The organism is Tropicimonas isoalkanivorans, from assembly GCF_900112335.1.
Classification (GTDB): Bacteria; Pseudomonadota; Alphaproteobacteria; order Rhodobacterales; family Rhodobacteraceae; genus Tropicimonas; species Tropicimonas isoalkanivorans.
Genome location: NZ_FOLG01000006.1, coordinates 75,602 through 88,082 on the forward strand (window position 1 = coordinate 75,602; position 12,481 = coordinate 88,082).

Consider the following 12,481-nt stretch of genomic DNA (forward strand, 5'->3'; position numbering starts at 1 on the left):
TTTCATGGATATTGCTACGCTGATGCCCCAGTTCGGGGGCGCCCTCTGGACCCTTGCCGCGTTCGTCATTGCCCTGAGCGTCATTGTTTTCGTTCACGAATACGGCCACTACATTGTCGGCCGCTGGACGGGCATTCGCTCCGAAGTCTTTTCCATCGGCTTCGGCCCCGTGCTGTTTTCCCGCACGGACCGGCATGGGACGAGGTGGCAGGTCGCCGCCCTCCCGTTCGGCGGATACGTGAAATTCCTGGGCGATGCCTCGGCGGCCAGCGACAAGGCGTCAGATACCTACGAGGCTCTCGACGAGGAAACCAAACGCCACACGATGCACGGCGCCCCCCTCTGGGCCCGTGCGGCCACGGTTGCGGCGGGGCCAGTGTTCAATTTCGTCCTGTCCATCCTCGTCTTTGCCATTGTTATGTCCTGGCAGGGCATTCCCAAGGAGCCGGTCGAGGTGGGAGTTCTCAAGCCCACGCCCGCAACTGCGGGCACGCTGGAGCCCGGAGACCGTATCCTTGCCGTCGACGGCTCGGAGACGCCAAATTACGAGAGTTTTTACACCGCGATCCGGGAGATGCCTCTGTCCGCAACGGTCAGCTATCGGATCGAACGGAGTGGCGAGCCACAGACAGTCGACGGCCCGTACCCGTTTCCGCCGCTCGTGGAGAGCCTTCAGCCCGGTTCGGCCGCGATGGACGTGGGGCTGGAGCGCGGAGATGTTATTACTGCGATTGACGGCACGCCCGTAACGGCGTTTCGCGAGTTGCAGGACGTCGTTGCCAAGTCAGATGGGCGCCCGCTCGCGGTGGACGTCTGGCGGGACGGCGAGACCCATGAGTTCGTCCTCGCGCCGCGCCGGGTGGATCTTCCGGTGGATGGTGGATTCGAGACGCGATGGTTGATCGGAATGACCGGTGGCCTGATCTTCGAACCTGCCACGCGTACGCCCGGGCCGTTCGAGGCAGTGAGCAGTGGCGTCCGGCAAGTGATCTTCATCATCGAAAGCTCGCTGTCGGGTCTTTGGCATATGATCACCGGCGCCATATCCTCCTGCAACCTCAGCGGTCCGATCGGCATCGCGGAGACCAGTGGCGCTGCCGCCAGTCAGGGCGTCGAAAGCTTCATCTGGTTCATCGCTGTGCTCAGCACCGCAGTGGGGATGCTCAACCTGTTTCCCATCCCTGTGCTGGACGGGGGGCATCTTGTGTTTCACGCCTTTGAGGCGCTGACCGGGCGCCCGCCGAGCGACCGCGCGTTGCGCGTTCTGATGGGCATGGGGTTGGCGGCGATGCTGGCCCTCATGGCCTTCGCTCTGACCAACGATCTGTTCTGTCCCTGAGGGTGGAGCCGGCCGACAAACGGCACGCTTCCGCCCCAATCTAGTCACAATCGGCGCCTAGGTTCAGTCTCAAAGGTCGCCCGCAGTGGGCGGCATCAGACAGGATAGATAGATGCACACCGTTAGCGATGGATATCAAAGTCTCAGCCTGCTCTTTCGCCTCAATTGGGATCGGCTGCTCTACACGGCTGCGATCCTTGGTGCGTTGACCGGCGCGGCGGCGCTCGCGTCCGCGTTGAGCTGAATTTTCCCCCGGATTTCCCTCGAGGGGCGGTGCGAAAGCGCCGCCCTTTGTCATTTTGACAAGTGACACTATCGGCGGTAGCAAAGGGACAATAATTTTCAACATACGCCGGGGGACGTCGGCATGAGCAAAAAAGAAACGGGCGGCGCGAGCAGGCACGCCCGGCAAGGCGGCAAAGACGGGCTCTCCATCGTCAGGAAATCGATCATCGTCGGCTTGTTGCCTGTAATGACAGGCATTTTCCCGATGTCGTCGGAGGCGCAGAGCTACCGCTTCAGCAACGTCAACATCCAGGGCAACGAGCGTGTCGACCCCGCCACAATCCTCACCTACGCGGGAATCGGCGCGGGTGAAGAGGTGAGCGCGGCCGAGTTGAACGATGCTTATCAGAATATCGCGGCGACGGGACTGTTCGAGACGATCGAACTGGTGCCTTCGGGCAACACTCTGGTGATCAGGGTCAACGAGTATCCGACGATCAATGTCATTGCCTTTGAGGGCAACCGCAGGCTCAACGACGAGGCCCTCGCAAGCCTCGTGAGTTCGCAATCACGGCGGGTCTATTCCCCGGCCACTGCCGAAGCCGACGCGGCCGAAATCGCGGAGGCGTACCGCCAGGGCGGACGGCTCGCCGCGAGTGTGACGCCCAAGGTCATTCGCCGGTCCGGGAACCGGGTGGACCTGGTGTTCGAAATCACCGAGGGGCGGGTGAGCGAGATCGAGCGGCTTTCGTTCGTCGGCAACCGCACCTATTCCGACGGGCGCCTCCGCCGCGTTTTGGCCACCAAGCAGGCCGGCCTGATACGCCAACTGATCCAGCGTGATACCTTGGTGGAGGACCGGCTGGAATTCGACAAGCAGCTCCTGACCGATTTCTACAACTCCCGCGGATTTATCGACTTCCGGATTCTCAGCGTCACGACAGAACTGGATCGGAACCGTCGCGGGTTCTTGCTGACGTTCAACGTCCAGGAGGGGCAGCGGTATCGGATCGGGCGGGTCAGCGTCAGTTCGCAAGTGGCCGGGATCGATATCGACAAGTACCTCCGGGCGACGCGGATGCGCAGCGGGGCGGTCTATTCTCCGGTACCTATCGACACCGACGTGGCGCGCCTTGAGCGCCTGGCTGTCGAGCAAAGCCTGAACTTCATCCGGATCGAGCCGCGTCTTGTCCGCAACGAGCGCAACCAGACGATCGACGTCGAATACGTCATCACCCGCGGGCCTCGCGTCTTCGTGGAACGCATCGATATCGAGGGCAACACGACCACGCTCGACCGCGTGGTGCGGCGCCAGTTCAAGACGGTCGAGGGTGACCCGTTCAATCCTCGCGAAATTCGCGCTGGTGCCGAACGCATCCGGGCGCTCGGCTTCTTTGCGGATGCCGACGTCTCCACGCGGGAGGGCTCGCGGCCCGATCAGGTGATTGTCGACGTGAATGTCGAGGAACAGCCGACCGGCTCCCTTGGATTCGGTGCCGCCTATTCGACCAACTCGGGCCTGGGGTTCAACTTCTCCTTCAACGAGACGAACTTCCTGGGTCGCGGGCAGTCCCTCGGGGCGAGCCTTGGCTTTACGGACTCCTCGCAGGTCTTCAGCTTCAACTTCGTCGAACCGGCGTTTCTCGGGCGCGATGTCGCTTTCGGGCTAAGCGCCTCCTACCGCGAAACCGAACAGGACAACTCGGACTACGACACCACCAAGGGCCTGTTCCGGCCGTCCTTCACGTTCCCGATCGGCGAACGCACGCGCCTCGGCCTGCGTGGGGCCTATGAATACGGATCCGTGACCGGTATCGACCAGGGCGAGTCCTCCAACATCCTTTATGAAGAACAGGAAATGGGCGGGTTGGCGGCCGTATCTGCGGGCTACACCCTGGCCTACAGCACCCTGTCGACCGGGCTGGACCCGACAAGTGGCTTGCTGTTTCAGTTCAGCCAGGATTTTGGCGTCCGCGACGACAACGCCAGCTTCGTCACAACGGAAGCATTACTCCGCGCCCGCAAGGCCATCTGGAACGAAGAGATCAACTTGCGCGCGGAAATCGAGGGCGGCAGCGTCGTGTTCTCCGGCGGGGATAGCCGGATCATGGAACGCTACTCCCTGTCCAACAAGATCCGCGGCTTCGAGCCGAACGGGGTCGGTCCGCGCGATTTGGCTGTCGAGAACGAAGACGTGCTCGGCGGAAACTATTTCGCCGTCGCCCGGATGGAGGCGGACTTCCCGCTGGGCCTGCCCGAGGAATACGGCATCCTCGGCGGCGTTTTCCTTGACGTCGGTACGGTCTGGGGGCTCGACAACACCGCTGGTGGGCCGGCGGGCGATGACGAAGTGGACGATGATCTCTACTGGCGGTCGGCGGCCGGCGTTTCGCTGTTCTGGGACACGCCACTGGGGCCGTTGCGGTTCAATTTCTCGCGTCCGATCATGAAGAAGGTCTACGACGAGGAACAGAACTTCGAGTTCACTGTCTCCACGCGGTTCTGAGCATGGCGGTGAGGGCCGTTCGCGGCGTGCTGACCGGCCTTGTGTTGACGGCGGCAGGGGTGGTGGCGCCGCCCCTCCCGGCGCAGGACGCCGACGGGATGGCGGCTGCGCAAATCCTCATTCTGGACCAGGAGAGGCTGTTTTCGGACAGCAAGTACGGCCTTCGGGTGCAGGCGGAGTTGGAAAAGATCTCCAACGACCTGGCCGAACGCAACCAGTTGATCTCTGCGGAGCTCCGGGCGGAGGAGCAGGAGTTGACGGAACGGCGCAGCTCTCTCTCGCCAGAGGAGTTCCGGCCGTTGGCTGATGCGTTTGATACGAAAGTCGTGCGCCTGCGCGAGGAGCAGGATGCACGTATTCGCGAACTCCAGCGCCGGCGGGATCAGGAAAGGCGGGTGTTCACCCAGCGTGTGCTTCCGGTTCTGTCGAACCTCGCGGGGGAGGCCGGGGCAGTGGCAATTCTGGACGAACGAGCAGTGATCCTCTCCGCCGATCGGATCGACGTCACCGACCAGGCGATTCAACGGGTGGATGAACTGCTGGGCGATGGCGGCGAGCTTGCGGCGCCTGAGCCCGGAGAGGACCTTCCTCCGGCGGACAACGCGCCCGATCCGGAGGCCGTCGACCAACTGCCGGGATCACCGTCGCCCGGTGTCGTGGTTCCGCTGGACGCGCGGGACCAGTAGCTCTCCCGCCCCTTCGAAGCGGCCGTTCGGCCGCCCCGAAGCGTTGGGCCGGGCGCCCTTCGGGCGCGGGAGCGCAGGGATGGCCGACGGGGCGCCGAGGGGCCCCGGGCGCTCGCTTGCCGTGGCCGGAGTTGACGTGTAGGAGCGGTGGAACGGCGGGCACGGCCGCCGTGCGAAAGGACAATGGCAAGGCGCGAAGTACATGAGCGAAGATACGAGCCCGCTGCTTGAGGCAGACCACGATACGATCCGGAAGATCCTTCCCCATCGCTACCCGTTCCTGATGATTGACAAGGTGCGGGACATCGTTCCGGGGCAAAGTGCCGTCGGCATCAAGAATGTCACCGTGAACGAACCTCATTTTCAGGGGCATTTCCCCGGTCATCCGGTCATGCCGGGCGTGCTGATGATCGAGGCGATGGCCCAGACGGGGGCGGTTCTGATCGGGGCATCCCGGGGGATCGAGACGGAGCTGATGATCTATTTCACCACCGTCGATAAGGCCAAGTTCCGCCGCCCGGTTGTACCCGGCGACGTTCTGGAATTGCACGTGACGGTCAAGCGGGCCGGCTCGCGCATCGGGAAGTTCGAGGGACGGGCCATGGTGAACGGGGAAGTTGCGGCGGAAGCGGAGTTCTCCGCGATGGTGCAGTTGCCGAAAGAGCCGCAGGCGGAGGGCTGAGCCCATGACGATCGACGCAATGGCCCGGATTCACCCGACCGCCGTGATCGAGGACGGCGCGGAGATTGCTGCCGGCGTATCCATCGGCCCGTTCTCGGTGATCGGTGCGAAGGTGTCGCTGGCCGAGGGCGTGGAAATCAAGTCCCACGTCGTGGTGACGGGCAACACCTCCATCGGGCCGGACACAGTCATCTTCTCGTTTTCGGTGGTTGGCGAAATTCCCCAGGATCTCAAGTATCACGGCGAGGACACGCGTCTGGAAATCGGCGCCCGCAACCGGATCCGCGAGCATGTGACGATCAACCCGGGCACCGAGGGCGGCGGTGGCATCACCAGTATCGGAGACGACTGCCTGTTGATGGCTGGCGTTCATGTGGCGCACGATTGCCGTGTCGGCAATCGGGTGATCCTCGTCAACAACGTCGGGCTGGCCGGGCACGTGCAGGTTGACGACGACGTCATCATCGGCGGTATCTCCGGCGTGCACCAGTGGGTCCGGATCGGCAAAGGGGCGATCATCGGCGGTCTGTCGAAAGTCGAAAAAGACGTGATCCCCTATGGCATGGTGCAGGGCAAGGCCGGGTCGTTGGTTGGGCTGAACCTGATCGGGCTGAAGCGGCGCGGTCTTGACCGTACCGACATTAACGCGCTTCGCGAGGCCTACGTCCGGCTCGCGAACGAGGGCGGGACGTTCCGGGAGCGGGCGGAGGCATTGTCTCAGGAGGCGGCAAACGAGTACGTCTCGGCGATCGCGGCCTTTATCCTGAGTGACAGCGACCGCAGCTTCCTGACTCCGGAGTGAGCGGGGTGGCGGTCCCACCGCCTGTTGCGCTGATCGCGGGGCAGGGGCGCTTGCCCGAGGTTCTGGCCCGCGGGCTCAAAGCCGAGGGGCGGACGGTCATTTATTGCGCCTATCACGACACGCCCCCGGGAACCGTGGTTCCCGATCTGACATTCCGCCTCGAGACCCTGGGCACGCTCCTGAAGACGTTGCGAAAGCGCGGCGCGGGCGAGGTCTGTTTCGCAGGCGGGGTGCGGCGCCCGAAGTTCGATCCGAAGAAGCTCGATCTGGCGACTGCGTCACTCGTGCCCCGATTCATGGCCGCTTTGGGTCATGGGGACGATGCCGCTCTGCGGGTCGTTCTGGACCTGTTCGAAAGCCGGGGAATGGCGGTACGCGGGGCGCACGAGATCCTGCCGGAGTTGTTGCCCGAGGTGGGGGTGTTGGGGGCGATCCAACCCAATGACGAAGACCGCCGCGACGCCGAACGCGGGGCAGAGGTCGTCTCGGCCCTCGGCGCGGCGGACGTAGGCCAGGCCTGTGTGATCGCCCGGCGCCAGGCGCTGGCGGTGGAGGCGATGCCGGGGACGGACTGGATGCTTGCCTCTCTGGCCGGCCGTCGCGACGGGTTGCCCGAGGGAGGGGTGCTCTACAAGGGGCCGAAGCCGCAACAGGACCGTCGGGTGGACTTGCCCACGATCGGTCCGGAAACACTGCGGGCCGCTGCATCCGCAGGGCTGAACGGGGTCGTGATCGAGGCCGGGGGCGTGATGGTTCTGGACCGCGAACAAACGGTCGCAGCGGCCGACGCGGCGGAGCTCTTCCTATGGGTCCGCCCGAAGGAGCAGGGGTGATGCGGGTTTTCCTGGTGGCTGGCGAGCCGTCCGGCGACAAGCTGGGCGCAGCGCTCATGGCGGGGCTGAAGGCACTCGTGCCAGATGTCGCGTTTGCCGGCGTCGGCGGGCCGCTGATGGAGGCGGAGGGGATGGAGAGCCAGTTCCCGATGTCAGAACTGTCACTGGCCGGGCCGTCGGAGATTCTTCCGAAGTACTTCGACCTGAAGAAACGGCTGGAGCAGACCGCCGACGAGGTGGTGCGGATGCGTCCGGATGCGCTCGTCACGATCGACGTGCCGGAATTTAGCCTGCGGCTGGCGCATCGGGTGCGCAAGGCCGCGCCTGAACAGCATACAGTGCATTACGTGGCACCGACGGTATGGGCCTGGCGGCCGAAGCGGGCGCAACGGATGGCGCCGGACATTGATCAAGTGCTGGCGCTCCTGCCGTTCGAGCCGCCCTACATGGAAGCCGCCGGGATGCGCTGCGATTTCGTGGGGCATCCGGTCGTGGCGGAGCCTCAGGCTAGCCGCGAGGAGGCAAGCGCCTTTCGCGCCGCGCACGGGATCGCGCCCGAGGCTCCCCTGATCCTGGCGTTACCGGGGTCGCGCAGGGGCGAGATCACCCGTCTCGCACCGGTTTTCGGCCAGACGCTCCGGCGGGTGCTGTCGGTGCATCCAGAGGCGCGGATCGTCGTGCCGACGGTCGGCGCGCGCGCGGAACTGATGGCGGAACAACTTGCCGAGTGGCCCGGCGATCCAATCTTGCTGGACCCGCGCGGGCGGGTGGAGGCGGAAGCACGGGCGGAGAAGCGGGCGGCGTTCCGCGCGGCGGATGCGGCGTTGGCTGCCTCGGGAACGGTATCGCTTGAACTGGCCGCTGCGGATACGCCCATGGTGATCGGCTATGACGGGTCATGGCTGACGCGCGCCTACGTAAGTCGACTGCTCCTGGTCGATACGGTGACGCTGGTGAACCTCGTGTCGGAGACACGGGCGGTGCCTGAGTTTATCGGAAAGCAGTGCCGGGCAGAGGCGATGGCACCCGCGCTTCTGGAGGTGCTCGCCGATGGCGGCGCGCAGCACAAGGCGATGGACCTGACCATGGAGAGTCTGGGGCGCAGTGACGAGGCGCCAGGCCTCCGCGCCGCCCGCGCGGTGCTGAACGGACTGCCGGCCACGCGGGGCTGACTCTGATGCACTTCGGAGCAGGCTCCCGTCTCCTGCGCCGATTGTCCATCACGCGAGCCCGAACTGCCGACGATATTTCGGGATGAGCAGGGTGCGGCCCTTGAGCAGTCGCGTGGTCGTGGGGCCTCGCACGCCGGCGGGCGGGACGGATGACGCCCCCATTTGCGGCCCGAGCGGCAAGATGATCGGTGGTTTGCGCCAGGGAGCATAGGGAAGGATGCGCTCCAGACGTCCACCGCGAAGCAGGGTGCGAACCGCGTTTTCCAACCAGGGCAGTTGCCGCAGCGTCCCAACGATGGACATGGCGTCGCCGGTGTCCACCGCATCGCCTGCGGCCAGGACGTTGGGATAGTCCGACGGGCGCAGGTATCGGTCGACGAGGACCCGGCCGTTCGCCCCGATGCGGGCGCCGGGCAGGTCGCGAAGCAGTGCGTTTTGGGGCCGTGCGCCGAGTGCGGGAAAGACGAGATCCACCTGCAGGGTTTCGCCGTTCTCCAGCTTGAGCGGACCGCGGAAGGGCGCGCTCGGGTCCGCAACGACCTCGGCACGTTCGGCGAAACGGACCTCAACACCAAGGACGCCAAGTTGGCGCGTGAGTTCCGCCCCGAGCCGCGGCGGGTGTTCTGGCAGCAGCGTGGGCGTCTCCGACACCAGCGTAACGCTCCGGTCGGGCATCGCGGCCCGGATCTCGCCCGCCAGTTCGATTCCCACGGCGCCCGCTCCCACGATGGCGATGGAGCCGGCGGCCCTGAGCGCGTCATGCGCGTCGGCGTTTGCCTGCCGGAACGCAGGAATACTGTCACCTGCGGGTTTGAAGGGGGCGGCGTAGGCGGAGCCTGTGGCGACAACGATGACGTCCGCCTCAAGGGTGGTGCCGTCCTCCAGGGTGACGCTGTCGGCACCGACGTCCGAAACTCGTGCTTGAACGACCCGGCCGTTTCGAAGGAGGGAGTGATAGGGCAGCAGGGCGCGGTCGAGCAGGTCCGGTTTCAGAACGGCGCGGATCATCGCCGCAGAATGGACAAACGCGTCGCGCGGCTCGACGAGCGTCACGTCGGCAGATCTGTCGAGCCGAGATGCCAGGTCCGCCCCGACATAGCCGCCGCCAACAATGATAACCCGTTTTTCCATGCCACTCCCTCGCGTTTGCGCTGGCGTGGACTCTGGCGCGCCCGGCCGTGAGGTCAAGCGTGCGAGGGATCTTACGCGGTCTCGGATGCCGGGGGCGGCGGGCGATTACCCGCGCCAGATCCATCCGCCGCCGAAAATGCGCGTGCCGTCCAGTTCGTAGAACACGCAGGCCTGTCCTGGAGACACACCTTCCTCCGGCGTCAGCAATTCAACTTCCGCGGTATCGGGGCCGGTCGGGCGCAAGATTGCCTCGCGCGGCGGCCGCGTCGAGCGGACCTTCACCGAAAGCTGCCATTCGGGCCGAGACATCAGAGGCGCATCGCCCAGCCAGTTGATCTCGCGCACTGGCACGATCCGGGTAGAAAGTGCTTCTTTCGGGCCAACGATCACGCGGCGGGTGTTCGGGTCCAGCCTCACCACGTAGAGCGGTTCGTCAAGTCCGCCGATGCCGAGGCCCCGCCGTTGACCGATGGTATAATGGATCACGCCGTCATGGCGGCCCAAGACGCGGCCCTCAAGGTCGACGATCTCCCCTGGCTCTCCCGCGCCCGGACGCAGTTTCTCGATCACCGAGGCGTAATTCCCCGCTGGAACGAAGCAAATGTCCTGGCTGTCCGGCTTGTCGGCCACCGGCAGCCCATGTTTGGCCGCGAGCGCTCGGGTCTCTGCTTTGCTCGTAAGATGCCCGAGCGGAAATCTCAGGAAGTCAAGCTGTTCGGGTGTGGTCGAAAACAGGAAATAGGACTGATCGCGCCGCGGATCACCCGCGGTGTGCAATTCGGCGCCATTTGCGCCCATTTTGCGCTGAATATAGTGTCCAGTTGCCATACAATCCGCGTCCAGATCACGGGCTGTTTCCAAAAGGTCCTTGAATTTGACACGTTCGTTGCAACGAATGCAGGGAACGGGAGTCGCTCCGGCAAGATAGCTGTCGGCGAATTCGTCGATGACGGCATCGCGAAAAATGTTCTCGTAATCGAGGACGTAATGCGGAAAGCCCATCTCCTCGGCCACCCGCCGAGCGTCGTGGATGTCGATGCCGGCGCAACATGCACCCTTCTTGGCCAGCGCGGCGCCATGGTCGTAGAGCTGCAGAGTGACGCCGACGACGTCGTAGCCCTCGGAGGCGAGTTCTGCGGCCACGACCGACGAATCGACCCCGCCCGACATCGCCACAACGACTCGGGTTTCGCTCGGTGCTTTCGCAAAGCCGAGGGAATTCAAAGGCCTGTCTTGATCGAGCGGCATGTCTGGCTCCAGTGCGCAAGGTGCGCGGGACTATAGGAAAATTCGAAATACTCTCAAGGCCGCGTTTCACCAGTCCTTAAACCGGACGGCGCAAGGGTGCGGCCAGGTGGTGAGATGGGAGTGCACTCGATGTTTATCAAGAAGATAGACGGCCCGCGGACGATAACCCTGCCCGATGGAACGGTCATGACGCGCGCCGACCTGCCGCCGAAGACCACGCAACGGTGGGTCGCGAGCCGAAAGGCTGCAGTGGTCCGGGCGGTAGCGGGAGGGTTGATCTCTTTGAACGAGGCAAAGGAGCGCTACGGCCTTTCCGACGAGGAATTCGAAGCCTGGCACCGTGCTATCGATCTGTTCGGCGAAGGCGCGTTGAAGGCGACCCGAGTTCAGCAGTTTCGGGCTCCCCAGAATTAGCGAGGTTAACCTTTGGTAGAATCGTGCAACTGTAAGTTTAGATCGATTGGACCTGGTATCGGTAATTACGGATTAACCAATTCGGACGATGCTGGCTTCAAGAGGGGATCGAAGCGGAGAAAGAGTTATGCGAATCCTGCTCGTCGAAGACGACGCGGCGACTGCCAAGAGCATCGAAATGATGCTCACCCACGCCAACCTGAACGTGTACTGCACGGATCTTGGCGAGGAGGCGATCGACCTGGCAAAATTGTACGATTACGACCTGATCCTCCTGGATCTCGGCCTGCCCGACATGACAGGTCACGAGGTGCTGCGGCAACTGCGACTGGCACGGGTTGAAACCCCGACGCTCATCCTGTCCGGCGCCGACGATACGGACAACAAGATCAAGGGGTTCGGCTTCGGCGCCGACGACTATCTGACAAAACCATTCCATCGTGAGGAACTGGTCGCTCGTATCCACGCGATCATCCGCCGATCCAAGGGCCATGCGCAATCGGTCATCCGAACCGGCAAGGTCACGGTCAACCTGGACGCGAAGACGGTCGACGTGGACGGCAAGGGCGTGCATCTGACCGGCAAGGAATACCAGATGCTGGAGCTCTTGAGCCTTCGCAAAGGCACGACGCTGACGAAGGAGATGTTCCTCAACCATCTCTACGGCGGCATGGACGAACCGGAACTGAAAATCATCGACGTGTTCATCTGCAAGTTGCGCAAGAAGCTCAGCGTTGCGACCGGCGGCGAGAACTACATCGAGACTGTGTGGGGCCGCGGCTACGTCTTGCGGGACCCGGAACCGGCACAAATGAAGTCGCGCTACGCAATGGGCGCATGACGGTACAGGAATAAACCACCACCACCACCACCCACGACAACAAACCACCACCACCCACGGTAACAAACCACCACCTCCACCCACGGTTTTCGGTCGGTCGACGGGGCTGGCGCTCAGCCGAAACACAATTTCCCTCCACGGCGGTGTACCTCGGGCGCGTCCATGGCAACATGGCGCGCCCAACTTTCTTGTGTGGAAGCGTTAGCTAAAGCGCGATGCCGGCGTCGGGAATACCGTCGCCCGTTGGGAGCGGTCTCGCGAGGAATGCGTCTGTCTGTCGGGGCGGCCGAAGACCGACGTGCTTCTTGAAGCGCCGCAGCCGCCGACCGAGGGCGCGATACGTCCCTTACTCGATCAGGATTTGCCGCATTGCGCGCCGGGAAATTTGCGCCGGTCTGCTCAGATCATTTTGCTGCAAGACACTGTCGCTAGGACCTGGGCTGTGGTCTGCCGTCCCGACGGTCTTTGACCGTTGTGACAATTCAGCGATGCGGGTGCAAACGGACGGTACGAATAGTCGGGGCCGTGCGTTGCGTCCGGCCATGTGGCCGCGGCGCTTGCGTCTGGGCACGCGGCAGAAACCGGCGAATAAGAGATCCGCG

Annotated in this window: 12 protein-coding genes; 10 read left to right on the plus strand and 2 right to left on the minus strand. The window is 63.9% G+C overall.

Annotated elements, in window-relative coordinates:
* Window positions 1–4: 4 nt before the first annotated feature.
* The 8 genes from rseP (at window position 5) to lpxB (ending at window position 8,245) form a co-directional block, all read left to right on the plus strand.
* Window positions 5–1,339 (plus strand): RIP metalloprotease RseP, encoded by a 1,335-nt coding sequence (gene rseP, locus BM075_RS11810; RefSeq protein ID WP_093360890.1) that lies wholly within the window; start codon window positions 5–7, stop codon window positions 1,337–1,339.
* A gap of 112 nt (window positions 1,340–1,451) precedes the next feature.
* Window positions 1,452–1,583: a hypothetical protein gene (locus BM075_RS25005; RefSeq protein WP_281244940.1), complete on the plus strand. Its 132-nt coding sequence runs from the start codon at window positions 1,452–1,454 to the stop codon at window positions 1,581–1,583.
* Window positions 1,584–1,706: 123 nt separating this feature from the next.
* Entirely contained in the window at window positions 1,707–4,070 is a 2,364-nt protein-coding gene (gene bamA, locus BM075_RS11815) for an outer membrane protein assembly factor BamA (protein ID WP_093360891.1), read from the plus strand.
* Between the two features lie 2 nt (window positions 4,071–4,072).
* Window positions 4,073–4,756: an OmpH/Skp family outer membrane protein gene (locus BM075_RS11820; protein WP_093360892.1), complete on the plus strand. Its 684-nt coding sequence runs from the start codon at window positions 4,073–4,075 to the stop codon at window positions 4,754–4,756.
* 202 nt (window positions 4,757–4,958) lie between these two features.
* Complete coding sequence (gene fabZ, locus BM075_RS11825; protein ID WP_093360893.1) at window positions 4,959–5,438, plus strand: 3-hydroxyacyl-ACP dehydratase FabZ; 480 nt, start codon at window positions 4,959–4,961, stop codon at window positions 5,436–5,438.
* A gap of 19 nt (window positions 5,439–5,457) precedes the next feature.
* Window positions 5,458–6,240, plus strand: a complete 783-nt coding sequence (gene lpxA, locus BM075_RS11830; protein ID WP_093361005.1) for an acyl-ACP--UDP-N-acetylglucosamine O-acyltransferase — start codon at window positions 5,458–5,460, stop codon at window positions 6,238–6,240.
* Window positions 6,241–6,245: 5 nt separating this feature from the next.
* Window positions 6,246–7,073: an LpxI family protein gene (locus BM075_RS11835; RefSeq protein WP_093360894.1), complete on the plus strand. Its 828-nt coding sequence runs from the start codon at window positions 6,246–6,248 to the stop codon at window positions 7,071–7,073.
* Window positions 7,073–8,245 (plus strand): lipid-A-disaccharide synthase, encoded by a 1,173-nt coding sequence (gene lpxB, locus BM075_RS11840; RefSeq protein ID WP_093360895.1) that lies wholly within the window; start codon window positions 7,073–7,075, stop codon window positions 8,243–8,245. Before BM075_RS11835 ends, lpxB begins: the two co-directional genes overlap by 1 nt.
* Before the next feature lie 48 nt (window positions 8,246–8,293).
* Here lpxB and BM075_RS11845 read toward each other — a convergent pair whose 3' ends face one another.
* Together BM075_RS11845 and mnmA are read right to left on the minus strand one after the other, a co-directional pair.
* Window positions 8,294–9,376 (minus strand): NAD(P)/FAD-dependent oxidoreductase, encoded by a 1,083-nt coding sequence (locus BM075_RS11845; protein WP_093360896.1) that lies wholly within the window; start codon window positions 9,374–9,376, stop codon window positions 8,294–8,296.
* A gap of 105 nt (window positions 9,377–9,481) precedes the next feature.
* Window positions 9,482–10,624 carry a tRNA 2-thiouridine(34) synthase MnmA gene (gene mnmA, locus BM075_RS11850; protein ID WP_093360897.1) on the minus strand — a complete coding sequence of 381 codons (1,143 nt, stop codon included), beginning with the start codon at window positions 10,622–10,624 and terminating at the stop codon, window positions 9,482–9,484.
* A gap of 129 nt (window positions 10,625–10,753) precedes the next feature.
* Between mnmA and sciP the strand changes: the two genes are divergently transcribed.
* Complete coding sequence (sciP, locus tag BM075_RS11855; RefSeq protein WP_093360898.1) at window positions 10,754–11,038, plus strand: CtrA inhibitor SciP; 285 nt, start codon at window positions 10,754–10,756, stop codon at window positions 11,036–11,038.
* Window positions 11,039–11,165: 127 nt separating this feature from the next.
* A complete protein-coding gene (gene ctrA, locus BM075_RS11860) occupies window positions 11,166–11,879 on the plus strand; it encodes a response regulator transcription factor CtrA (RefSeq protein ID WP_093360899.1) in 714 nt (237 codons plus the stop codon).
* The last annotated feature ends 602 nt before the right edge of the window (window positions 11,880–12,481 follow it).

Excerpts from the sequence above, each read along its gene's own strand:
- rseP (WP_093360890.1), top strand. The coding sequence starts at position 5 with ATGGATATTGCTACGCTGATGCCCCAGTTCGGGGGCGCCCTCTGGACC.
- BM075_RS25005 (WP_281244940.1), top strand. The coding sequence starts at position 1,452 with ATGCACACCGTTAGCGATGGATATCAAAGTCTCAGCCTGCTCTTTCGC.
- bamA (WP_093360891.1), top strand. The coding sequence starts at position 1,707 with ATGAGCAAAAAAGAAACGGGCGGCGCGAGCAGGCACGCCCGGCAAGGC.
- BM075_RS11820 (WP_093360892.1), top strand. The coding sequence starts at position 4,073 with ATGGCGGTGAGGGCCGTTCGCGGCGTGCTGACCGGCCTTGTGTTGACG.
- fabZ (WP_093360893.1), top strand. The coding sequence starts at position 4,959 with ATGAGCGAAGATACGAGCCCGCTGCTTGAGGCAGACCACGATACGATC.
- lpxA (WP_093361005.1), top strand. The coding sequence starts at position 5,458 with ATGGCCCGGATTCACCCGACCGCCGTGATCGAGGACGGCGCGGAGATT.
- lpxB (WP_093360895.1), top strand. The coding sequence starts at position 7,073 with ATGCGGGTTTTCCTGGTGGCTGGCGAGCCGTCCGGCGACAAGCTGGGC.
- BM075_RS11845 (WP_093360896.1), bottom strand. The coding sequence starts at position 9,376 with ATGGAAAAACGGGTTATCATTGTTGGCGGCGGCTATGTCGGGGCGGAC.
- mnmA (WP_093360897.1), bottom strand. The coding sequence starts at position 10,624 with ATGCCGCTCGATCAAGACAGGCCTTTGAATTCCCTCGGCTTTGCGAAA.
- sciP (WP_093360898.1), top strand. The coding sequence starts at position 10,754 with ATGTTTATCAAGAAGATAGACGGCCCGCGGACGATAACCCTGCCCGAT.
- ctrA (WP_093360899.1), top strand. The coding sequence starts at position 11,166 with ATGCGAATCCTGCTCGTCGAAGACGACGCGGCGACTGCCAAGAGCATC.